Raw genomic sequence first — 22,716 nt, forward strand, 5'->3', positions numbered from 1 at the left:
TAACCCGCGGAGGCCGGCAGGGGCTTCCGCCTGCGACTGTTCCCGGGAGTGAGGATGGCAGCGAAGCTTCGCATACTGACGGTTGATGACAAGGTCGAACTGGAGCACGTGCGCCAGTTCTTCCGCAATTACGCGGCATGGCTGTGCGTGGACCTGGGTTTCCAGGGCTTCGGCGAGGAAATGGCGTCGCTGCCGGGCGCGTACTCGGCCCCCGAGGGCCGCCTGTTCTACGCCGAGCAGGATGGCAAGCCGGCCGGCTGCGTCGGTCTGCGGCCGTTCTCCGAAGGCATCTGCGAGATGAAGCGCCTTTACGTCGAGCCGACGTTCCGCGGGCTGGGCATCGGTCGCGAACTGGTACTGGCGGCGATCCGCACGGCGAAGTCGCTCGGCTACCGCCGCATAATGCTCGACACCCTGCCGGCCATGCGCATCGCGGTGAAGCTGTATCGCGAGATGGGCTTCACCGAGGCGCCGGCGTATTACCCGACGCCGGTCGAAGGCACGCTGTTCCTGGCGCTCGACCTCGAGAACTGGTCCGAGGAGGAGGTCGCGAACGAAAACCTGTTCCACCTGTTCGATTTCAACCGCGCCTGGGCGCAGCGGATGCAGCAGGTGGACCCCGGCTTCTTCGAGAAGCTGTCCAAGCTGCAGTCGCCCGAGTACCTGTGGATCGGTTGCTCGGATTCGCGCGTGCCGGCCAACCAGATCATCGGCCTGCTGCCGGGCGAGGTGTTCGTGCATCGCAACGTGGCGAACGTGGTCGTGCACACCGACCTCAACTGCCTGTCGGTGATCCAGTTCGCGGTCGATGTGCTCAAGGTCAAGCACATCATGGTCGTCGGCCATTACGGTTGTGGCGGTGTGAAGTCTGCGCTGATGTGCGAGCGGGTCGGTCTCGTGGACCTGTGGCTGCGTCACGTGCAGGACGTCCATGTGAAGCACCGCAAGGCCGTCGACGCACTGCCGTCCGAGCTCGCGCACGACCGCTTGTGCGAACTCAATGCGCTCGAACAGGTGGTGAACGTGTGCCAGACGGTGGTGGTGCAGGACGCATGGCGCCGCGGCCAGCCGCTGACCGTGCATGCGTGGATCTATGGACTGAAGGACGGACTGATGCGCGATCTCGGTTTGAACGTGCGCCGTTCCGAGGATTTGATGCCGCGTTACGTCGCGGCGCTTGAAGCACTGGCCTGAGAGCCGGAAAAACCAAGACGCTTTATCAAGGAGAGAAGCATGAGTGATCCCGTCGTTATCGTTTCCGCCGCGCGTACCCCCATGGGCGGGTTCCAGGGCGAGCTGTCCGGGCTGACCGGCCCGCAGCTCGGCGCCGTCGCGATCAAGGCCGCCGTCGAGCGCGCCGGGATCTCTCCCGAGCAGGTGCAGGAAGTGCTGATGGGCTGCGTGCTGCCCGCCGGCGTCGGCCAGGCGCCGGCCCGCCAGGCCGCGCTCGGCGCGGGCCTGCCGTTGTCGGCTGGTTGCACCACCGTCAGCAAGGTGTGCGGCTCGGGCATGAAGGCGACGATGCTCGCGCACGATCTGCTTGTCGCAGGCACCAACGACGTGATGGTTGCGGGCGGCATGGAGTCGATGTCGAACGCGCCCTACATGCTGCCGAAGGCGCGCGCCGGCTACCGCCTCGGCCACGGCCAGGTGCTCGACCACATGTTCCTCGATGGCCTCGAAGACAGCTACTCGAAGGAGAACAAGGGCCGCCTGATGGGCACCTTTGCGGAAGACTGCGCAGGTCACTTCAGCTTCACCCGCGCGGCGCAGGACGAGTTCGCGATCGCCTCGACGACGCGCGCGCAGAACGCGATCAAGGACGGTTCCTTCGCGTGGGAAGTCGCGCCGGTGACCGTGTCGGGCCGCAAGGGCGATGTCGTCATCGACAAGGACGAGCAGCCGCCGAAAGCGCAGATCGACAAGATCGCCGGGCTGAAGCCCGCGTTCGCGAAGGACGGCACGGTCACCGCCGCCAACTCCTCGTCGATCTCCGACGGTGCAGCGGCGCTGGTGCTGATGCGCCGTTCGACCGCCGAGAAGCTCGGCCTCAAGCCGCTGGCGACCATCGTCGGCCATGCGACGCACGCGCAGGAGCCGGCCTGGTTCACGACCGCCCCGGTCGGCGCGATGCAGAAGGTGCTGGCGAAGGCCGGCTGGACCAAGGATCAGGTCGACCTGTGGGAGATCAACGAGGCCTTCGCGGTCGTCACGATGGCGGCGATGAAGGAACTCGACCTGCCGCACGACAAGGTCAACGTGCATGGCGGCGCCTGCGCGCTGGGCCATCCGATCGGTGCCTCGGGCGCGCGCATCCTCGTCACGCTGCTCGGCGCCCTGCAGAAGTACGGCAAGAAGCGCGGCGTCGCGAGCCTGTGCATCGGCGGCGGCGAAGCGACGGCGGTTGCGGTGGAGCTCGCATAAATGATCCTCACGCAAGAACAGGAAATGATCCGCGACTCCCTGCGCGCCTTCGCGCAGGAGCGCCTGGCCCCCTTCGCCGCCGAATGGGACCGCAACCACACCTTTCCGCGCGAGGCCTTGAAGGAGCTCGCCGAACTCGGCGCACTGGGGATGGTCGTGCCCGAGCAGTGGGGCGGCGCGGGCATGGACTACGTGAGCCTGGTGCTCGCGCTGGAGGAGATCGCGGCCGGCGATGGCGCGACCTCGACCATCGTCAGCGTGCAGAACTCGCTCGCCTGCGGCATTCCGAACCGGTACGGCAACGACGCGCAGAAGGAAGAGTGGCTGAAGCCGCTCGCGCGTGGCGAGAAGCTCGGCTGCTTCTGCCTGACCGAGCCGCATGTCGGCTCGGACGCGTCGGCGCTGAAGACCACCGCAGTGCGTGACGGAGATTCGTGGGTCATCAACGGCGTCAAGCAGTTCATCACCACCGGCCGCGAGGCGGATGTGGCGATCGTGTTCGCCGTCACCGACAAGACCGCCGGCAAGAAGGGCATCTCCTGCTTCCTCGTGCCGACCAACACGCCGGGTTACATCGTCGCGCGCATCGAGGAGAAGATGGGCCAGAAGGCGTCCGACACCGCGCAGATCCTGTTCGAGAACTGCCGCGTGCCGGCCGGTGCGCTGCTGGGTGCGGAAGGCGAGGGCTACAAGATTGCGCTGTCCAACCTCGAGGCGGGCCGCATCGGCATCGCCGCGCAGTGCCTCGGCATGGCGCGCGCGGCGCTGGAAGCGGCGGTGAAGTACGCGCACGAGCGCGAGACTTTCGGCAAGCCGATCTTCGAGCACCAGGCGGTGAACTTCCGCCTCGCCGACATGGCGACCCAGCTCGAAGCCGCGCGCCAGCTCGTGTGGCACGCCGCGAGCCTGAAGGACGCCGGCCGTCCGTGCCTCAAGGAAGCCTCGATGGCGAAGCTCTTCGCCTCGGAGATGGCCGAGAAGGTGTGCTCGGACGCGATCCAGATCCACGGCGGCTACGGTTATGTCAGCGACTTCCCGGTCGAGCGCATCTACCGCGACGTGCGCGTGTGCCAGATCTACGAAGGCGCGAGCGACATCCAGCGCCTCGTGATCGGTCGCTCGCTGGCCGTCTGACGCAGCAGTTTCCCGATCCTGCGGGTGCAGGCGCCGGGGGTGTTCTCCCTGCAGCCTCCCTCTAGATGCCTCCGGTGTTCCGCGGGATCCTTTTATTCACGACCGACCGGGGCCGCCCAGAGCCCCGGCGATAGAAGGCAGGAGACGAAATTGAACTACGAAACCCTCGAAATCGTCGTCGAACAGGGCGTCGCGACCGTCTGGATGAACCGTCCGGACGTGCACAACGCGTTCAACGCGCAACTCATCGCGGACATCACCGCGGCCTGCCGCCAGCTCGACGCCGACGATGCAGTGCGTGTCGTCGTGCTCGCCGGCCGTGGCAAGAGCTTTTCGGCCGGCGCCGACCTCAACTGGATGAAGGCCGCCGGCGAGGCGAGCGTCGAGGAGAACCTCGCCGACGCGCGCAAGCTCGCCGGCATGTTGCGCACCTTGTCGGAGATGAACAAGCCGACGATCGCGCGCGTGCAGGGCGCGGCGCTGGGTGGCGGCATGGGGCTCGCGTCGGCGTGCGACATCTGCGTCGCCTCCGACAAGGCCGTGTTCGCGACCTCCGAGGTCAAGTTCGGCATCATCCCGTCGGCGATCAGCCCCTACGTGATCCGCGCGATCGGCGAGCGGCAGTCGTATCGCTACTTCCAGACCGCGGAGCGCATCTCCGCACAGCGCGCCGGCGAGATCGGCCTCGCGCACGAGGTCGTCACGGCCGAGGCGCTCGATGCCAAGGTGAGCGAGATCGTGACGGCCCTCCTGCAGGGCGGCCCGAAATCTCAGGCTGCGGCGAAGGACCTGATCCGCGCGGTCGCGAACCGGCCGGTGTCGGACGAGCTCGTCGAAGACACTGCGCGCCGCATTTCCAGCCTGCGTGCGACGCCGGAAGCGAAGGAGGGGCTCGACGCCTTCCTGTCGAAGCGTCCGGCGGCATGGGTTCCGGTGCAGTAGGGGCGAGGGGGAGATCATGCAACTGCCGAAAAGTGTACGCATCGTCGACGTCGGCCCGCGCGACGGGCTGCAGAACGAGAAGCAGATTGTGTCGACCGAAACGAAGGTCGAGCTCATCGCGCGGCTGGCCGATGCCGGCCTCAAGGCGATCGAGGCGACTTCCTTCGTGTCGCCCAAGTGGGTGCCGCAGATGGGCGACAACGCCGAGGTGATGGCGCGCATCGCGCGCCGTCCCGGTGTCGCCTACCCGGTGCTGACGCCCAACCTGAAAGGCTTCGAGGCCGCGCTCGCGGCCGGTGCGGCCGAGGTCGCGGTGTTCGGCGCGGCGTCGGAGTCCTTCAGCCAGAAGAACATCAACTGCTCGATCGCCGAATCGCTGGAGCGCTTCCGCCCGGTCACCGAGGCCGCGCGTGCGGCGGGGGTGAAAGTGCGCGGCTACGTCTCCTGCGTTGCAGGCTGTCCCTATGAGGGACCGGTTGCACCGGAGAAGGTCGCCGAGGTCGCCGCGACGCTGATGGAAATGGGCTGCTACGAGGTGTCGCTGGGCGACACCATCGGTAGCGGCAACCCGGCGAACATCTCGCGCATGCTCGACGCGGTGATCAAGCGTGTGCCGGTCGAGCGCCTCGCCGGCCACTATCACGACACCTACGGCATGGCTGCCGCGAACGTCTACGCCTCGCTCGAGATGGGGGTTTCGGTGTTCGATGCCTCCGTCGGCGGCCTGGGCGGCTGCCCCTATGCGGCGGGCGCGTCCGGCAACGTCGCCACCGAGGATGTCGTGTGGCTGCTGAACGGGCTGGGCATCGACACCGGCATCAATGTCGAGCGTCTGGTCGACATCGCCGCGTGGATCAGCGGCGTCCTCGGTCGCGAGCCGGCCTCGCGCGTGGCCCGCGCCGTGCTCGCGAAGCGGGCGAAGACGGGCTGTTCCGGCTGACGGCTTTCTGCAACATTGAACTCGAACGGACCGCGGCGGACCAAACAAGACAACGAGCCGCGGCCGATAACCACACACCCCCGACCCCGACATGAGCATCGCATCGCCCTGCATCAACATCTGCCGCATGAGCGCGGCCACCGGCCTGTGCGAAGGCTGTTTCCGCAGCCTCGACGAGATCGCGCGCTGGAGCCGTAGCGCGGACGCCGACAAGCGGCACATCCTCGAACTCATCGCCCAGCGCCGCGCAAGTTTGGGTGCCGCGGCGCCGACCCTCGCTTCGACGGAGGGCGCATGAGCGAGTCGCTGTGCGTCGGCGTGTGCATGATCGACTGGGACTCCGGTGTGTGTCTCGGCTGCGGCCGCACGCCGGAGGAGATCGAAGGCGTGCCCGTTCCGTCCGTCCCGTCGGAACCGCCTAAGCCCGCGCCGCTGCCCGACAACGTCGCCGTGCAAGTCGGCGAAGGCACCGAATGAGCGTCGCCGCGGCTTTGCCCGACACCATCCGCGTGCTCGAACGCGGCTGGCTGTCGGCCAACAACATCGTCCTCTTCGACGGCGACCGGGCGACCGTGGTGGACAGCGGCTACGTCAGCCACGGCGAGCAGACTGTCGCGCTGTTGCGCGAGGTGCTGCAAGGGCGGCGGCTCACCGAGCTCGTCAATACGCACTCGCATTCCGACCACATCGGCGGCAATGCCCTGCTGCAGCGCACCTTCGGCTGCACGATCAGCGTTCCTGCCGGCATGCTGCCGACGGTCGCGGCGTGGGACGAGGACGCGTTGCTCCTGACGACTGCCGCGCAGTCGGGCGAGCGTTTTCATGCCGACCATGCAGTCCATCCGGGCGACATGCTGCAGATGGGCGGCCTCGCGTGGCAGGCGATTGCCGCACCCGGTCACGACATGGACGCGCTGGTGTTCCACAACCCGGATCGTCGCATCCTGATTTCGGGTGACGCGCTGTGGCGCGACGGCTTCGGCATCCTGTTCGCCGAGGTGCTGGGGACCGGCGACGGTATCGGCGCAACGCGGCGCACGCTGGAGGCCATCGCGCGCCTGGCGGTGGATGTCGTGATCCCCGGGCACGGTGCGCCCTTCGTCGAGTTCGACGACGCCCTCGCGCGCGCCTTCGCCCGTCTGCGTGCGTTCGAGGAGGATGGCGCGCGCATGGCGCGCAACGCGATCCGTGCCTGCGTGACCTTTTCGCTGCTCGATGCGCGCAGCATGCCGATCGACATGCTCGCGGAACATCTCGCCAGCGTGCCGTTGTACCGTGAGGCCAATGCGCGCTTTCTTGGCTTGGCCCCGGATGCACTGGCAGACTGGCTGCTTGCGGAACTCACGCGGGCCGGGGTGGCGCGGCGCGAGGGGGGGCTGCTCGTCGCTGTCTGATTAGACTTTAGTCATAGGTTTTGCCGCCCGGCGCTGGCCGTGGGGCCTCGCTTTGGCGATAATCGACGCTCCACGCGGAGTATCGGGTCATGCAGATCGTCCTTATCAGCGGCTTGTCGGGTTCCGGGAAGAGCGTCGCACTCAAGGTGCTCGAAGACGCGGGCTATTACGCGGTAGACAATCTGCCGGCGAGCCTGCTGCCCAAGCTCGTGGCGGAATTGCGGCGGCTCGGCCACGGGCGTGTCGCCGTCGCGGTCGACGTGCGCTCCGGCGCCAACATCGCGGCCCTGCCGCAGAAGGTCGAAGACTTGCGCCGGACGGTCGGTGACCTGCGCGTGATCTTCCTCGAGGCGCGTGACGATGCGTTGATCGCGCGCTTCTCCGAAACGCGCCGGCGCCACCCCCTCGCGAGCGAAGGCGTCTCGCTCGAGGAGGCGATCCAGAAGGAGCGCGACGCGCTCGAATCGGTCGCCGCCCTCGGCCATCGCATCGACACCAGCGACCTGCAGGCGAACACGCTGCGTGCGTGGATCAAGGATTTCATGCAGATCGAGGCGACCGCGGGGCTCACGCTGATGTTCCAGTCCTTCGGCTTCAAGTACGGCATTCCGCTCGACGCCGACAACGTGTTCGACGTGCGCTGCCTGCCCAATCCGCATTACGACCCGCTGCTGCGGCCCTTTACCGGCAAGGACAAGCCGGTGATCGATTTCCTCGAGAACATGCCCGAAGTCGCGCGCATGTACGAGGACATCCGCAGCTTCGTCGCCAACTGGCTGCCCAGCTACGCGCGCGACAACCGCAGCTATCTCACCGTCGCGATCGGCTGCACCGGGGGGCAGCACCGCTCCGTGTACCTAGCCGAGAAACTGGGGCAGCACTTTGCCGCGTCCGTGCGCGTGCTGGTGCGCCATCGCTCGGCCGTGCGGCGTGCGCTGGACCACGCGCAGCGGCCGGCGGACCAGTGAAGGCGCGTCTGTCCGAGTGGATCGTCCTGCTGCGGCCGGGCGACTGGCTCGTGCTCGCCGGCGCGTTGTCGGTGTGCGTGCTGTCGGCGCTGGCGTTGTGGCGTGGCGGGGCGCCGGACAAGGCGGTCGTGCGCGCAGGCGGCAAGGTTTTCGCCGAAGCCGGGCTCGCGCGCGCGCAGGTGGTCGAGGTGCCCGGCCCGCTGGGCATCACCCGCATCGAGATCGAGCCCGGCCGCGCGCGCGTCGCGTCCGACCCCGGGCCGCGCCAGTACTGCGTGCGCCAGGGCTGGCTGACGCGTTCGGGGGCAGTGGCGATCTGCGCCCCCAACCAGGTGTCGCTGAGCCTCGCCGGCGGTGCGGCCGACTATGACTCCCTCAACTATTGAGATCGTTCCGACCGCGGACGACCGGCGCATCGCGCGCCTGGCCGCCGCCGCGATCGTGCTCACCGTCGCCGAGGCCGCGATCCCCCTGCCGTTGCCGGGGGTGAAACCGGGCCTGGCGAACATCGTGACCCTGGTCGTGCTCGCACGCTGGGGCTGGCGCGATGCCGTATGGGTGGCGCTGCTGCGCGTGTTCGCCGGCGGCCTGCTGCTCGGCCAGCTTTTCGCGCCCGGTTTTTTCCTCAGCCTCTCGGGTTCGCTCGCCAGCCTCGCCACGCTCGGCCTTGCGATGCACTTGCCGCGCCGCTGGTTTGGCCCCGTGAGCCTCAGCGTTTTCGCCGCCTTCGCGCACATCGGTGGCCAGCTCCTGCTCGCGCGGCTGTGGCTCGTGCCCCACGATGGCGTGTTCTACCTCGTGCCGGTGTTCGCCCTTGCCGCGACGGTGTTCGGCCTGGTTAACGGATTGGTGGCCGCGAAGCTGATGCAGGGCGGGGACCGAGGGAAGAACTGATCACGGCATGACGAGGATGCGTCCGGCGCGCCGGCGCCCGCCAATCCCGCCCGCAAGCCCTTCGCCGCCATGCGCGTGGCAGATCGCGCACGCGAGGGCGTCGGCCGCGTCCGGGCTGGGGCTGCCGTCGAGCGACAGCAGCCGCTGCACCATGTGCTGCACCTGTTCCTTGTTCGCCTTGCCGTAGCCGACCACCGCCTGTTTGACCTGCAGCGCCGTGTACTCATGCACCGGCAGGTCGCAGGACACGGCGCCGCAGATCACCGCGCCGCGCGCCTGCCCGAGCAGCAGCGTGGATTGGGGGTTCACGTTAACGAACACCTTCTCCACCGCAGCCTGGTCCGGCGTGTAGGTCGTGATGACCTCGCGCACGCCATCAAGCAACGTCTTCAGCCGCCCCGGCAGCTCCCCGTCGCGCGTCCGGATGCAGCCGCTGGCGACGTAGCGCAACTGGCTGCCGAGCTTGTCGATGACGCCGAAGCCCGTGATGCGCAGCCCCGGGTCGAGTCCCAGGATGCGGGTAGCGACGATGCGTGATGCGGATGTGACCTTCATCCGTGCATTCTAAAGGAAGGCCGCCTATCCTCACCGCGTCTGCCGTTACACATCGTGCCTTGCATGACGTCGGGGTTAAGGTCGCATAATGCCGCTACAATACCCGCCCCCTTCGCACCTTGCCGCGCGTCGCTTCGCGACCGGAACCAACAGGAGATCCCCGATGACCAGACCGATCCTGCTCGGCATCGCCGTTGCGGCCGCATTCAGCGCGAGCGCGACTGCCGCGGATTTCAGCAACATGTATTTCTTCGGCGACAGCCTGAGCGATGCCGGCAGTTTCTCGGCCCTCGTCCCGCCCGGGACTGGCCGCTTCACGACCAACCCGGGGCCGGTTTGGAGCGAGAATCTCGCCGCCGCGCTCGGGACGGATGCCGTGCCGGCCTTGGCCGGCGGTACCAACTACGCGATGGGCGGCGCGCGCGTGACGTCCCTGCCGGGCTATCCGGACGCCGATCCGACCCGTTTCGCCACGCCGATCCGCAGCCAGATCGACGCCTATCTCGCCTCCACCGGCGGCCGGGCGGATCCGGGCGCCCTGTATTCCGTATGGGGCGGCGCGAACGACCTGTTCCTCGCTCTGGAGACATCCGGAAACCCGCTCGGCGACATCGTCACGGCCGCCACCGATCAGGTCGCGGCGGTCGGCGCGCTGAAGGCCGCCGGCGCACGCTACATTCTCGTCGCCACGATGCCCGACATCGGTGCCACGCCCTTCGGCGTCTCGGTCGGTCCGGTCAATGCTGCGGGGATCACGGCGCTGTCCAGCGCCTACAGCCAGGTGCTGTACGGCGGTCTGGCCGCAGCGCGGATCCAGGTGATCCCGCTCGACACCTTTTCCCTGCTGCGCGAAGTAGGCGCCGATCCCGCACGCTACGGCTTTGCGAACGTCACGACCCCGGCCTGCGGGGCGACGCCCTCGCTGGTATGCACGTCGGCCGACTTCGTCGCCCCCGACGCCGACCAGAGCTTCCTGTTCGCCGACAGCGTCCATCCGAGCACCGCCGGCCATCGCGTGATCGCGGACTATGCGCTGAGCGTGCTGCGCGCGCCGGGCGCGGTCTCGCTGCTGGCGGAGTCGCCGCTGTACACCCGCGAGGCGCTCTACTCCACGGTGCAGGACCAGCTCGCGCTCAGTGCCTGGGCGCGCGGGCAGAGCGGGCACAACCTGTGGGCGAGTCTGGGCGGCGGACGCGTCAAATACTCGTCGAGCGAGGCGGTGCCCGGCGCCAGCGGCAACCCCTACGACCTCGCCGTGGGCGTCGATACCTGGCTCACGCCCTCGCTCAGCGTCGGTGCTGCCGTCGGCCTGGCGACGCTGGATGCCGACTTCTCCGCGGATGGAGGCGACTATGCACAGCGTGAGCAGACCGTCGCGCTGTATGCCGGCTATCGCAGCGGGGCCCTGCACGCGATGGCGGTCGGCGCTTTCGGCAGCATCGACTACGATATTCGCCGCGATCTCACCCTCGGCGCCGCGCAGCGCGCCATGAAGGGCTCCACCTCGGGCACCAACCTCTCGCTGGGCATGTTCGCCGGCTATGACTTCACTGCCGGCGCGCTGCGTCACGGCCCGACGCTGGGTGTGCATCTGCAACAGGTCGAGGTCGACGGTTTCACCGAGAAGGGGCAGTCATCGACGACGATGTCCTTCCGTAGCCAGGACCGCAACTCTCTGCTCGGCAGCGTCGGTTATCGGGCGAGCTGGAATCTTGGCCGCTACTTGCCGTACGCGCGCGTGGCCCTCAACCACGACTTCGAGGACGACGACCGCACGGTACGCGCCAACCTCGCCAGCCTGCCGGCCAACGGCTTCGCGCTGCCCGCCTTCGCCCCCGAGCGCACCTGGGGCTCGGCCGTCGTAGGCGTCGGCGCGAAGTTCTCTCCGACGCTGAGCGGCAACGTTGCGCTATCGACGCGCGTCGCGCAGGACGACGTGCGCGTCTGGGCGCTGCAGGCGGGGCTCAGCCTCGGTTTCTGACCAGTTACGGGCGGCGGGGCATGCTCACATGCCCGTTGCCGCAAACCAGGCGCCGTTCGGATTCGTCACGAAGATGACCGGCGCAAGGCAGGGCTGTGGCAGGTCCAGTTGAGCCTCGATGTAGGCGTTACCCTCCTCGGTGGCCGGGAAGAGTCCGGTCGTGAGGTTCAGCACCTGCGCGCTGGGCGGATCGGTCTGCATATTCACGGTCTGGCAACTCACGATGGCGCGGAAGTTGGGGACCGTGTTCTTGCCCCGGTTTTGAGCGGGTACAGCCGGATCGTCGGCGAACACCAAGCCTGTAACGCGAATTTCAAGCTTTCCTTGGGTGGTGAGTTCTCCCTTGACGGGACCGATCGCCCACGGAAGCCCGCCGCCGTTCACTCCGCGGATCGGGTTGGCCGATCCGGTATAGGGGCGCGATACCCCCACCATCGTGTCGAACTCGAGGATCTTGTCCTGTCGGCCCGCAGCCACGGCCGCAGAACTCAGCAGTCCGCTTGCGGCCAGCATGCAGATGCCTGTCAGTGCGAGTCGTTTCATTTTTGTCTCCTTGTCGGGTGGCCGCGTCAGGCGAATTTCGTCTGCGGGCCATTGGTGAACGCGACTGCCCTGCGCAATATTCCGCAGGCGCGAGCGTCGGGGGGAAACTGCTCCCGATTTGACAAAACCCATGAGCACTGTATGGCTAATGAGCTAGACTTCTGTCATGGGCGGCGCGCCGTCCCGTCCCGTTTTCGGATGAAGCCACGGGAGGCTGGAAGCGGGGAAGGTTAAGCATCGGAATACGCAAAACAAGGGGAAAAGCATGAAGAACGGATCGAAACTCGCCATCGGGGCCGCGCTGGTCGCGGGCGCGGGCTTTCTCGGATCGCCCGATGTGTTCGCTGACGTGCAGTCGGCCCGTGTCGTGGCCGCCGAGGAAGCGCGGATGAAAAGCGACTTTGCGCGCATGCTCGAAAGCACCAGGGAGCTCAACAAGGCACTCAAGCGCGTCGGCGAGGAGCGCAAGGTGGACAATTCGCGGGTCGTGCAGGACAACGAGGCGAGGATCAAGCAGGCCGAAGCCGCGGCGGCCGAGGGCAAGACGCTCGACGCACGCCTGATGCTCGAAGACGCCTACCTCGGCGCCAAGCTCGCCATCGCCGAACTCGTGAAGCCTGCGACTGGCGCGGCCAGACCCGCTGCACCGGCAGCGGTCACGGACCCGCGCGAGCAGAAGGAGTATGCCGCGCGCAAGGACTCCACCAAGGCGCTGCGCGACGCGCTGGCGCGCATCGCCGAAGAGAAGAACGACGACAAGGGTCGGGCCGAGGTGAAGGTCGTTGACAAGCTGATGGCCGATGCCGATGCGACGCTCGCCGAGAACGCCAAGCGCGGTCGCGCCATCCTCGATCACGCCTACCTGCGCACCAAGGTCCAGATCGAGCGTCTGCGCGGCGGCGAAACGCTGGTGCGCACGCTGCAGTTCGACAGCAAGGGTGACGAATACCGTTACGAGCAGGATCGCAACGAGACCTACCGCCTGCTGATTCCCATGCTGGTTCCGAACGGCAGTGCGCGCGAGGCGCAGATCAAGGGCACGCTCGACCGTGCCGCCAAATTGCGCGCCGACGCCGAGGCGCAGGCCAAGCGCAGCGACTTCGACGCCGCCCTCAAGACGATCGACGAATCGACGGCCGAGTACCAGAAGGCGATCCGCAACGCCGGCGTGCTGCTGCCCGGCTGATCCCGCCGCCGCAACAAGGAAATCGGCCAGCCAGCATGTGCTGGCGGGCCGATTTGCATCCCGCTGCCGAAAGCGGCGTGCTTACGCGCGGGCGGGCACGGCGAGCTGCGGCATTTCGGTGGCTTCTTCCACCCTGGCCACCGCCGGGCGGACGTCCATGTGCGCGTCCTGCAGATCGAGCACGGCCTCCGGATCGTCGGCCTCCTCGACCGTCTCGTTGTTAAGGTGGCGGTTCAGCACCTTCATGTCGACATCCTTGCACCACTTCGCGACGACCACGGTCGCCACGCTGTTGCCGATCAGGTTGGTCAGCGCACGCGCTTCCGACATGAAGCGGTCGATGCCGAGGATCAGCGCGAGGCCCGCGACGGGTACGCCGCCGACGGCCGACAGCGTTGCCGCCAGCACGATGAAGCCGCTGCCGGTGATGCCGGCCGCGCCCTTCGAGGTCAGCAGCAGCACCGCAAGCAGGGTCACCTGCTGCGTGATGTCGAGCGGGGTGTTGGTCGCCTGGGCGATGAACACGGCTGCCATCGTCAGGTAGATCGAGGTGCCGTCGAGGTTGAACGAGTAGCCCGTCGGGACCACCAGGCCGACCGTCGACTTCTTGCAGCCGAGGTTTTCCATCTTCGCCATCAGGCGCGGCAGCGCGGATTCCGACGACGAGGTGCCCAGCACGATCAGCAGCTCTTCCTTGATGTAGCGGATCAGCTTCACCACCGAGAAGCCGTGCGCCTTGGCAATCGTGCCCAGCACGCCGAAGATGAAGACGATGCAGGTCAGGTAGAAGGTCGCCATCAGCATGCCCAGCTGAGCCAGTGCGCCCACGCCGTGCTTTCCGATGGTGAAGGCCATTGCGCCGAAGGCGCCGATCGGGGCGACCTTCATGATGTAGCCGACGATGCCGAAGAGCACGTGCGAGAACTTCTCGATGAAGTCGAACACCAGCGTGCCGCGGCCGCCGAACTTGTGCAGCGCGAAGCCGAACAGCACCGAGAACAGCAGCACCTGCAGGATCTCTCCCTTCGCGAAGGCATCGACGACGGTCGTCGGGATCACGTGGAGCAGGAACTCCGTCGTGCTCTGCATCTTCGACGGATCCGTATAGGCGGCGATCGCCTTCGTGTCCAGCGTCGACACGTCGATGTTCATCCCCGCGCCCGGCTTGATGACGTTCACGATCACGAGGCCGACGATCAGCGCGATCGTGCTCACGACCTCGAAGTACAGCAGCGCGAAGCCGCCGGTCTTGCCGACCTTCTTCATGTCCTCCATGCCGGCGATGCCGACGACGACGGTACAGAAGATGATCGGGGCGATGATCATCTTGATCAGCTTGATGAAGCCGTCACCCAGCGGCTTCATCGCGGCGCCGGTCTGGGGGTAGAAGTGCCCCAGCAGCACGCCGATCACGATCGCGACGATGACCTGGAAGTACAGCGATGTGTAAAACGGTTTCTTTGCCAAACCCTCTCTCCTCGGTTATTGACTGCGTGGCCGCGATTATTTCGACCGAGGGCGATCATGGGCAGTGTGTACTTCCGCATTGTGGATATCACTTATGCGGAGCAGGGGTATGCCCGCGGAAGCGGGGGCGGACGGGGGCGTAGGGTGCGCCCGCTCGTGCAGCGGGGCGTCAAACCTTGCGGGCGAGCCATACCCCCAGCACGGCGACGGCCATGCCGGCGAGCGCGAACCCGGTTAGGGTTTCGCCGAACAGCAGCCAGGCCATCAGCGCTGTGGTGGGCGGAGTCAGGTAGAACAGGCTCGCCACATTGACGGCGCTGCCGCTGCGGATCAGCAGGTTGAGCAGGCTGATCGCGCCGAGCGAGAGCACGAGCACGAGCCACAGCAGCGCGAACACGAACTGGCCGCTCCAGTCGATGTGCATCGTCTCGGTGCCCGTTGCGAGGAGGCTGGTGACGACCAGGCTGGGGATGAACTGCACGACCGAGCCGGTGCGCAGGTCGAAGCGCGGGCAGAAGCGCTTCTGGTAAAGCGTGCCGATGGTGATGCCGCCCAGCGCCGTCAGCGCCGGTGTCAGCATCCACCCCAGCTCCGCCGCCGACATGCCGACCGCGACCTTGTTGCTCACCACCAGCGTGACACCGACGAAGCCCAGCACCAATCCCGTCCATTGGCGCGGCGTGACCCGCTCGCCCAGCAGCCAACCGGCGCCGAGTGCGGTCAGCAGCGGCTGCATGCCGACCACCAGGGACGAGACGCCCGCGGGCAGGCCGCGGTCGATCGACATGAACACCCCGCCCAGGTAGGTCGCCTGCACCAGCAGTCCGGCCACGCCGATGTGCATGACCTGGCGCCAGTCGCGCGGCCAGGGGGCGCGCATGGTAAATGCCAGCGCGCCCATCAGCGTGATCACCAGTACGTAGCGGGTGCTCAGGAAGGTCAGCGGCTCCGCGTAGGGCAGGCCGAACTTGGCGCCGATGAAGCCGGTGCTCCACAGCAGGACGAAGAGGAGCGGGGCAGCGGCGGTCAGGCGGGGATGGAGGGTGGCCATGGCGTGTCGGGAACGTGCGTGTGCGGGCCCGGCAGGGCGGAAGTAGCCGATCTTACATGCACGTTGATGCGTGCGCCTCTTCACAGAACGGCAATTCGATGAATTTTGTCGCATATCCGGCATATTTCAACCATGCGGACATTGTGGGCGCGTAGCGCGGGAGTTACACTGGATTGCAACAACGTCATAGTGTGTTCCGTGACGTTGGTATATATAAGAAGAATACGGTCGTTTTCGCACCCCTGAAGGCGTGTCGAATCCCTTCTGGGTGCAGCAGCGAACTTTTGGCGCCCGCGCCATTGCCGGGCCCACCCAATAAGGGGAAAGCGCCATGGATGCCTGGAAGGCAGACGTCGCCATCGTCGGTGCGGGCGGAGCGGGCCTACGTGCCGCGATTGCGGCAGCCGAGGCCGCCCCGTCGCTGAAGGTCGCGCTGGTGTCCAAGGTCTTCCCGATGCGCAGCCACACCGTGGCGGCCGAGGGCGGATCGGCCGGCGTCGTGCAGGCCCACGACAGCCTCGAACACCATTTTCACGACACCGTCGCCGGCGGCGACTGGCTGTGCGAGCAGGACGTCGTCGAGGATTTCGTCGCCCGCTGCACCGAGGAGATGGTGCAGCTCGAGCACTGGGGCTGCCCGTGGAGCCGCAAGGCCGACGGTCACATCAACGTGCGCGCCTTCGGCGGCATGAAGATCGAGCGCACGTGGTTCGCTGCCGACAAGACCGGCTTCCACATGCTGCACACGCTGTTCCAGACTTCGCTCAAGTACCCGTCGATCCGGCGCTTCGACGAGCATTTCTGCCTCGACTTGATCGTCGACGACGGGCGCGTGCAGGGGGTCGTCGTCGTCGACATCGCCTCGCGCCGCTTCACCCTCATCCAGGCCAATGCGGTGATCCTCGCCACCGGCGGCGCCGGGCGGGCGTTCCGCGAGAACACCAACGGCGGAATCGTCACCGGCGACGGCATGGCGCTCGCGTATCGCCACGGCGTGCCGCTGCGCGACATGGAATTCGTCCAGTACCACCCCACCTGCATGCCGGGCACGGGCCTGCTGTTCACCGAGGCGTGCCGCGGCGAGGGCGGCTTCCTACTGAACCGGGACGGCTACCGCTACCTGCAGGACTACGGGCTCGGGCCGGCGGAGCCCACTCCGCGGAACAAGGCGATGGAGCTCGGCCCGCGCGACCGCCTCAGCCAGGCCTTCTGGTACGAACAGCAGAAGGGGCGCACGATAGACGGCCCGCACGGACCGGTCGTGCATCTGGACTTGCGTCACCTCGGTGAAGCCAAGCTGCGCGAGCGGCTGCCGCAGATCTACGAGCTCGCCGAGGAGTTCCTCGGCGTGGATCCGGCGCTGACGCCGATCCCGGTGCGCCCCGCCGTGCATTACACGATGGGCGGCATCCTCGTCGACGGCCGTTGTGCCGCGCCGCTGCCGGGGCTGTACGCGGCCGGCGAATGTTCCAGCGTCGGCATCCACGGCGCCAACCGCTTGGGCTCGAACTCGCTGGCCGAACTGTGCGTGTTCGGCAAGACCGCTGGGGTTGAGGCCGCTGTCTTCGCGAAATCGGTCGCAGCCGGTCCGACCGATGTGCTGCGGAAGCAGGCCGAGGCGTCGCAACAACGCGCGCTCGCTCTCGTCACCAACACTTCGGGCACCGAGCGCATCGCCACCCTGCGCAAGGAAATGGCGCAGAGCATGGAGGACGGTTGCGGCATCTACCGCGACGCGGGCAACATGCAGGCGACCTGTGACAAGCTTGCCGAATTGCGCGAACGCTATCGTCGGGTGCGGGTCGAGGACAGGTCGAGCGTGTGGAACACCGACTGGTTGCTCGCCATCGAGCTCGGCTACCAGCTCGAGGTCGCGCAGGCGATGGCGTGGTCTGCGCTCGAGCGGCGCGAGTCGCGCGGTGCACACCAGCGTCTCGACGGTTTCGGCGAGCGCGACGACGCGAACTTCCTCAAACACTCGCTGGCGTACCACGCCGGCGCCGACGCACCGCGGATCGGCTACGGCGACGTGAAAATCACCCGCCTGCCGCCGGGCACCCGCGCCTACGGCGCCGCCGGCGAGAAGGCGGAGCAGGAGCGGGCGGCGCTGCAGGGAGGGGCGAATCGTGTCTGAATCGCGCGGCAACGGGAAGCTTATCCGCATCGAGGTCCTGCGCTACCGCCCCGAGCAGGACGAGGAGCCCTTCCTGCAGGGCTACGAGGTACCCTTCACCGACGACATGTCGGTGCTGCAGGGCCTGCAGTACATCAAGGACTGGCTCGACGGCACGCTGAGCTTCCGCTGGTCGTGCCGCATGGCGATCTGCGGCAGCTGCGGGATGATGATAGACGGCGAGCCGCGCCTCGCGTGCAAGACCTTCCTGCGCGATTTCCCCGCCGGCAGCGTGCGCGTCGAGGCATTGGCGCACTTCCCGATTGAGCGTGATCTCGTGATCCGGATGGACGACTTCCTCGCCAAGCTCGAAAGCATCAAGCCCTGGATCATCCCCAAGGAAGAACGGTCCCTCGCACAGGGCGAGTACCTGCAGACCCCCGCCCAACTCGATGTCTACGAGCAGTTCAGCTCCTGCATCAACTGCCTGCTGTGCTATGCCGCGTGTCCCCAGTACGGGCTCAATCCCGACTTCGTCGGGCCGGGCATCATGGCGCTGCTGCACCGCTACAACGCCGACTCGCGTGACGGCGCGGCCCCAGAGCGCATGGAGGTCGCGGGCTCGGAGGCGGGTGTCTTCAACTGTACCGCGGTCGGTTACTGCTCGGAGGTGTGCCCGAAGCACGTCGATCCGGCCAACGCCGTGAACCAGAACAAGACGCGTGCGGCTGGGGATTACTTCCTCAGACTTGTCACCCCCAAGGGAGGCGCCCGATGAACACGTCCGATTCGCGCCGTCCCTACGTACGTCCGATGGCCGGGTGGTGGCGCCGCAACCCCTTCTTCGTCGAATACATGATCCACGAAGCGACCGCACTCTTCGTCGCCGCCTACGCCCTCGTGCTGCTGGTCGGCGTGATGCGCCTCGCGCAGGGGGAGGCGGCGTGGAACGGGTGGCTCGAGGCGCTGCGCAGTCCCGCGTCGGTCGCTTTCCACGCCGCGCTGCTGGCGGCCATCTCGTACCACTGCTGGACGTGGTTCCGCATCATGCCCAGGACCATGCCGCCGCTGTTTGTGGGCGGCAAGCGCGTCGCCCCGGCGCTCATCACCGCCTGCGGCCTTGCGGCGGCGGTAGTCTGCAGCCTCGCGGTGCTGATCCTCGTCTGGGGGGCGACGCGATGAAGCCGATCTCCAGGCGTTCCCATGCGCCGATCTTCTGGGGGCTGTTCGGCGCGGGCGGCATGCTGGCGGCGCTCTTCGGTCCGGTGCTCGTGTTCATCACCGGAATCGCCGTTCCGCTGGGATTCATCGTGCCCGCGGACGCGATGAGCTGGCCGCGCATGCAGGCTTTCGCACAGCACTGGGCGGGCAAGGGCGTGCTGTTCATCGTGATCGCGCTGTTCATGTGGCACGCCATGCATCGCATCCTCCACAGCCTGCACGACCTTGGCGTGCATGCCGGATTCGCCCTGAAGGTTGCCTGCTATGGCCTTGCCTTGCTCGCAACCATGGTAACTGCATGGCTATTGATGGCGTCAGGATTCTGAGCGGACCCTCCGAAGGGAGGGGACTGGAGCATGTCTTCGCACTGCGCGGGCCTTGGCCCGCAATCGCGTTGGACCCGATTCGTCGGGCCTTCATGTCATAGCGAAAAAGGGGAACACAAATGAAGAAAACGGCATTGTTCGTGAGTTTGGCGCTTCTGGGCATTGGTGCGGCGCAGGCCGCCGATCCAGCAAAGATCAACTGGGGCAAGATTCCGGCGGTGACGGTGCCACTGTTCTTCCCCGGCCAGTCGTCCTACGAATGGCTGCGCAGCGAGGAGCACAAGGGGGCAGTCAAGGAGGTCAAGCGCGGCGATTCCTGCACCTCCTGTCACGATGAGGAGGATGCCGAGAAGGACATCGGCGAGAAACTGGTCAAGGGCGGTCGCCTCGAGCCGCATCCGGTCAAAGGCAAGTCCGGCTACAAGGCCCTCAAGGTGCAGGCCGCGTACGACGCGAAGAACGCTTATCTGCGCTTCCAGTGGCACACCGACAACGCCTATCCGGGCACCGAGCATCAGTACCTGCGCTTCGACGGCAAGGAGTGGAAGGTGTTCGGCTACCCGAAGCTCGACAAGCCGGTGCAGGACGGGGTGGAGATGCCCCTGTATGAGGACCGCATGTCGGTCATGATCGACGATGGCAAGGTGCCGGGCTTCGCCAACCAGGGCTGCTGGCTCACCTGCCACAACGGCCAGCGCGACATGCCGAAGCAGTTCACCAAGGATGAGGCCGCCAACAACGCGTTGTTGCAGGCGATCAAGAAGCGCGACGTGCGCAAGTACCTGCCCGACACGCGCACCGATCCGTCCGACTGGAAGACCGGCAAGAGTGTCGAGGACATCGCCAAAATAAAGGCGGCAGGCGGCTTCGTCGACCTGATCCAGTGGCGTGCGCACCGCAGCAATCCGGTCGGCATGACCGACGACGGCTATGTGCTGGAATTCCGCCTCAGCGATTCCGGCAAGGACATGTTCGGCGGCAATGCGGATGCGAAGACGCATCAACCGAAGTTCATGTGGGACGCGAGCAAGGTCGGCTACAAGTCGATCACCGTAGACCAGCTACGCAATGGCAACCACTTCCTGATTCGGGAACAGAACGCCGTGCCCTTCGATCCGAACGCTGGCTGGAAGGAAGGCGACATGATTCCCGACTACGTCGTGAGCCGCGCCGACGCCAAGGGTTCGGCCGCCGACAACAACGCCATCGCGAGCTGGAAGGACGGCGTGTGGACGGTCGTCATGATTCGTCCGCTCGGCCTTGCCAATGACGATGACAAAGCCCTTAAAGCCGGCGGTGTATACAACGTCGGGTTTGCCGTGCATGATGACAACATCACCACGCGCGGCCATCAGGTGTCCTTTGTCAAGACGATCGGTTTCGGGGCGAAGGCCGACATCAAAGCCGTGAAGCTGCCGTAAGGCGGCACGGGGAGCGGGATCCGGCAAGTCCGGGTTCCGCGATCGCTTGCGATGTACAACGCCGCGCCTGTCGCGGCGTTTTCACGGACCCTTGCGGACGCTCGACCATGCGACTGAACCGTTTCGATCTACGCGCGGCTGTGGCCGCCGTCCTGGTTTCACTACTCGCCGGCGTCGTCGGAACATCGCAGGCTGCACCGCCTGAGCTCGACAACCAGAAATGCCTGAGCTGCCATGCTGCCGGCAAGATGGCGATCGCGGTTCCCGGTGCCGACGGCGAGTCGCGTGAACTGCACACGGTGCCGCCCGATGCATTTGCGCAAGGTGTGCACGCGAAGATGGACTGCGTCGCGTGTCACGTGGACATTACCGACAATGCCGAGACGGATCATGCCCATCGCCGGGATCCGGCGCGGAAGGCCAAGGACTGCGCGGCCTGCCACGAGGAGATGTGGGAGCGCGCCAAGCAGGACGGGACGGCGAAGGACAGGTCGCGCCTCGGTGTGGTTGCCGACAACATCGCTGCGTACAAAGAGTCCTTCCACGCGCGCAAGAACGCCGACGATCCCACACGTCCGAACGCCAGCTGTGACGAATGTCACAGCAGCCATGGTTTCAATGTCCCGCCCAAGGACTCGCCGCAGCACGCCGAGTGGCGCCTGGGGGTGCCCGAGACCTGTGGCAAGAGTTGCCACGAGGAATCGCTCGAAACCTTCACGGAGTCGATCCACGGTGAGGCGATTTTCCAGAAGAAGGACGCGAAGGCTGCCGTGTGCAGCGACTGCCACAGCGCACATGCGGTCGGCAATACCTCGCTCGCTCCGTTCAAGCTGGCGGTGACAGCCGAGTGCGGCAACTGCCACGAGGAGAACTTCAAGTCCTACAAGGCCACCTACCACGGTCAGATCAACACGCTGGGCTACGCTTACACCGCCAAGTGTTTCGACTGCCACGGCAGTCACGACGTGCTGGCGGTGAAAAACCCGGACTCCAAGGTGCATCCGGACAACCGGATGAAGACCTGCAAGGAGTGTCACAACGGCAAGAAGGATCTGCCCGAGGCGCCACCCGGTTTCGCCAGCTTCCAGCCTCATGGCCATACGGGCGATTTCGATCGCTATCCGCAGATGTGGCTTGCCAACCAGCTGATGGTGCAGCTGTTGATCGGGACCTTCGGCTTCTTCTGGCTGCACACGCTGCTGTGGTTCTGGCGCGAACTGCGTGACCGCCAGCAGGGCAAGGTGCGCCCGCACGTCCGCGCCGACGCGCCGGGCCTCGCCGGCGACAGGCTCGCGGGCAAGCACTTCCGCCGCTTCTCCGCGACCTGGCGCATCGCCCACCTCAGCTTCGCGCTGAGCCTGATGATCCTGACGCTTACTGGCATCCCGCTGTTCTATCCTGACGCGCCCTGGGCGGCGCCGCTGATGAAGGCACTGGGTGGTCCGCAGGTCGCCGGGACGGTCCACCGCGTCAATGCGGTGATCTTCGCGAGCGTGTTCTTCTGGCACCTCGCGTACGTGGCGGTGAAACTCGCGCGCAACTGGAAGGACTTCCGCATCTTCGGCCCCACCTCGCTGGTGCCGGGGTTGCAGGACGGCAAGGACTTCATCGCGATGCTGAGGTGGTTCTTCGGCAAGGGCGAGCGTCCCGTGTTCGACCGCTGGACCTACTGGGAGAAGTTCGACTACTGGGCGCCGTTCTGGGGGGTGACCATCATCGGCGTGAGCGGCTTGCTGATGTGGGCCTCGACGCTCACGGCCACCTTCCTGCCCGGCTGGGTGTTCAACGTCGCGGCGATCTTCCACAGCGAGGAAGCCTTCCTGGCGGTGGTGTTCCTGTTCACCGTGCATTTCTTCAACAACCACTTCCGCCCCGACAAGTTTCCGCTGGAGGTCGTGATGTTCACGGGCTCGATGCCGATCGCGGAATATCGCCGCGAGCACGCGCTCGAGTACGAGCGCCTGATGAAGAGCGGGGAGCTGGAGAAGTACATCGTCGATGCGCCGTCGCAGCCGATGGCGCTGGGGTCGAGGATCCTCGGCTTCACGCTGATCGTGGCCGGGCTGACGCTGCTGACGCTGGTCGCGATCGGCTTCTTCAGTTCGCACTGACAGCCAGAAAGCAAACAGGGCCGGATGTCCGGCCCTGTTTCCTTG

At 66.5% G+C, this 22,716-nt stretch carries 23 protein-coding genes; 19 read left to right on the forward strand and 4 right to left on the reverse strand.

The window, feature by feature from the left end:
- Nucleotides 1-54 precede the first annotated feature (54 nt).
- From can to ToN1_RS14605, 11 genes are all read left to right on the forward strand, one after another.
- Nucleotides 55-1,194: a carbonate dehydratase gene (gene can / locus ToN1_RS14555; protein ID WP_169207920.1), complete on the forward strand. Its 1,140-nt coding sequence runs from the start codon at nucleotides 55-57 to the stop codon at nucleotides 1,192-1,194.
- 39 nt (nucleotides 1,195-1,233) lie between these two features.
- On the forward strand, nucleotides 1,234-2,424 hold the full coding sequence (locus ToN1_RS14560; protein ID WP_169207921.1) for an acetyl-CoA C-acetyltransferase: 1,191 nt from the start codon (nucleotides 1,234-1,236) through the stop codon (nucleotides 2,422-2,424).
- Entirely contained in the window at nucleotides 2,425-3,558 is a 1,134-nt protein-coding gene (locus ToN1_RS14565; RefSeq protein ID WP_169207922.1) for an acyl-CoA dehydrogenase, read from the forward strand.
- Nucleotides 3,559-3,708: 150 nt separating this feature from the next.
- On the forward strand, nucleotides 3,709-4,500 hold the full coding sequence (locus tag ToN1_RS14570) for an enoyl-CoA hydratase/isomerase family protein (protein WP_169207923.1): 792 nt from the start codon (nucleotides 3,709-3,711) through the stop codon (nucleotides 4,498-4,500).
- A gap of 16 nt (nucleotides 4,501-4,516) precedes the next feature.
- Entirely contained in the window at nucleotides 4,517-5,440 is a 924-nt protein-coding gene (locus tag ToN1_RS14575) for a hydroxymethylglutaryl-CoA lyase (RefSeq protein ID WP_169207924.1), read from the forward strand.
- Between the two features lie 91 nt (nucleotides 5,441-5,531).
- Nucleotides 5,532-5,738 carry a DUF1289 domain-containing protein gene (locus ToN1_RS14580; RefSeq protein WP_169207925.1) on the forward strand — a complete coding sequence of 69 codons (207 nt, stop codon included), beginning with the start codon at nucleotides 5,532-5,534 and terminating at the stop codon, nucleotides 5,736-5,738.
- Nucleotides 5,735-5,917 carry a DUF1289 domain-containing protein gene (locus ToN1_RS14585; RefSeq protein WP_169207926.1) on the forward strand — a complete coding sequence of 61 codons (183 nt, stop codon included), beginning with the start codon at nucleotides 5,735-5,737 and terminating at the stop codon, nucleotides 5,915-5,917. Before ToN1_RS14580 ends, ToN1_RS14585 begins: the two co-directional genes overlap by 4 nt.
- A complete protein-coding gene (locus ToN1_RS14590; protein ID WP_169207927.1) occupies nucleotides 5,914-6,834 on the forward strand; it encodes an MBL fold metallo-hydrolase in 921 nt (306 codons plus the stop codon). The genes ToN1_RS14585 and ToN1_RS14590 overlap by 4 nt, the downstream gene beginning before the upstream one ends.
- Nucleotides 6,835-6,923: 89 nt before the next feature.
- Nucleotides 6,924-7,802 (forward strand): RNase adapter RapZ, encoded by an 879-nt coding sequence (rapZ, locus tag ToN1_RS14595; protein ID WP_169207928.1) that lies wholly within the window; start codon nucleotides 6,924-6,926, stop codon nucleotides 7,800-7,802.
- A complete protein-coding gene (locus tag ToN1_RS14600) occupies nucleotides 7,799-8,188 on the forward strand; it encodes a NusG domain II-containing protein (RefSeq protein ID WP_169207929.1) in 390 nt (129 codons plus the stop codon). The genes rapZ and ToN1_RS14600 overlap by 4 nt, the downstream gene beginning before the upstream one ends.
- Nucleotides 8,169-8,696: a Gx transporter family protein gene (locus tag ToN1_RS14605; protein WP_210147822.1), complete on the forward strand. Its 528-nt coding sequence runs from the start codon at nucleotides 8,169-8,171 to the stop codon at nucleotides 8,694-8,696. The genes ToN1_RS14600 and ToN1_RS14605 overlap by 20 nt, the downstream gene beginning before the upstream one ends.
- On the opposite strand, the gene ruvC is transcribed toward ToN1_RS14605, so the two are convergent.
- Nucleotides 8,697-9,251 carry a crossover junction endodeoxyribonuclease RuvC gene (gene ruvC, locus ToN1_RS14610; RefSeq protein ID WP_169207930.1) on the reverse strand — a complete coding sequence of 185 codons (555 nt, stop codon included), beginning with the start codon at nucleotides 9,249-9,251 and terminating at the stop codon, nucleotides 8,697-8,699.
- A 163-nt stretch (nucleotides 9,252-9,414) separates the two neighbouring features.
- On the opposite strand from ruvC, the gene ToN1_RS14615 reads away from it, so the two are divergent.
- Entirely contained in the window at nucleotides 9,415-11,232 is a 1,818-nt protein-coding gene (locus tag ToN1_RS14615; protein ID WP_169207931.1) for an autotransporter domain-containing protein, read from the forward strand.
- A 24-nt stretch (nucleotides 11,233-11,256) separates the two neighbouring features.
- Here ToN1_RS14615 and ToN1_RS14620 read toward each other — a convergent pair whose 3' ends face one another.
- Nucleotides 11,257-11,775 (reverse strand): hypothetical protein, encoded by a 519-nt coding sequence (locus ToN1_RS14620; RefSeq protein ID WP_169207932.1) that lies wholly within the window; start codon nucleotides 11,773-11,775, stop codon nucleotides 11,257-11,259.
- 265 nt (nucleotides 11,776-12,040) lie between these two features.
- On the opposite strand from ToN1_RS14620, the gene ToN1_RS14625 reads away from it, so the two are divergent.
- Nucleotides 12,041-12,961: a hypothetical protein gene (locus tag ToN1_RS14625; protein WP_169207933.1), complete on the forward strand. Its 921-nt coding sequence runs from the start codon at nucleotides 12,041-12,043 to the stop codon at nucleotides 12,959-12,961.
- Nucleotides 12,962-13,042: 81 nt separating this feature from the next.
- Here the strand turns inward: ToN1_RS14625 and ToN1_RS14630 are convergent, their stop codons facing one another.
- Together ToN1_RS14630 and ToN1_RS14635 are read right to left on the reverse strand one after the other, a co-directional pair.
- Nucleotides 13,043-14,428, reverse strand: a complete 1,386-nt coding sequence (locus ToN1_RS14630; protein WP_169207934.1) for a dicarboxylate/amino acid:cation symporter — start codon at nucleotides 14,426-14,428, stop codon at nucleotides 13,043-13,045.
- 169 nt (nucleotides 14,429-14,597) lie between these two features.
- The gene (locus tag ToN1_RS14635) at nucleotides 14,598-15,479 is read right to left on the reverse strand and encodes a DMT family transporter (protein ID WP_169207935.1); all 882 of its coding nucleotides are present in this window, start codon (nucleotides 15,477-15,479) and stop codon (nucleotides 14,598-14,600) included.
- A gap of 331 nt (nucleotides 15,480-15,810) precedes the next feature.
- Between ToN1_RS14635 and frdA the strand changes: the two genes are divergently transcribed.
- The 6 genes from frdA (at nucleotide 15,811) to ToN1_RS14665 (ending at nucleotide 22,671) form a co-directional block, all read left to right on the forward strand.
- On the forward strand, nucleotides 15,811-17,613 hold the full coding sequence (gene frdA, locus ToN1_RS14640; RefSeq protein WP_169207936.1) for a fumarate reductase (quinol) flavoprotein subunit: 1,803 nt from the start codon (nucleotides 15,811-15,813) through the stop codon (nucleotides 17,611-17,613).
- Nucleotides 17,606-18,370 (forward strand): succinate dehydrogenase/fumarate reductase iron-sulfur subunit, encoded by a 765-nt coding sequence (locus ToN1_RS14645; RefSeq protein ID WP_169207937.1) that lies wholly within the window; start codon nucleotides 17,606-17,608, stop codon nucleotides 18,368-18,370. The genes frdA and ToN1_RS14645 overlap by 8 nt, the downstream gene beginning before the upstream one ends.
- Nucleotides 18,367-18,774, forward strand: coding sequence for a fumarate reductase subunit C (locus ToN1_RS14650; protein ID WP_169207938.1), 408 nt, complete (start codon nucleotides 18,367-18,369; stop codon nucleotides 18,772-18,774). Before ToN1_RS14645 ends, ToN1_RS14650 begins: the two co-directional genes overlap by 4 nt.
- Complete coding sequence (frdD, locus tag ToN1_RS14655) at nucleotides 18,771-19,139, forward strand: fumarate reductase subunit FrdD (protein ID WP_169207939.1); 369 nt, start codon at nucleotides 18,771-18,773, stop codon at nucleotides 19,137-19,139. The genes ToN1_RS14650 and frdD overlap by 4 nt, the downstream gene beginning before the upstream one ends.
- Nucleotides 19,140-19,258: 119 nt before the next feature.
- Entirely contained in the window at nucleotides 19,259-20,560 is a 1,302-nt protein-coding gene (locus tag ToN1_RS14660; RefSeq protein WP_169207940.1) for an ethylbenzene dehydrogenase-related protein, read from the forward strand.
- Between the two features lie 107 nt (nucleotides 20,561-20,667).
- Complete coding sequence (locus tag ToN1_RS14665) at nucleotides 20,668-22,671, forward strand: cytochrome C (protein WP_169207941.1); 2,004 nt, start codon at nucleotides 20,668-20,670, stop codon at nucleotides 22,669-22,671.
- Nucleotides 22,672-22,716 lie beyond the last annotated feature (45 nt).

This window comes from Aromatoleum petrolei (assembly GCF_017894385.1).
Lineage (GTDB): Bacteria > Pseudomonadota > Gammaproteobacteria > Burkholderiales > Rhodocyclaceae > Aromatoleum > Aromatoleum petrolei.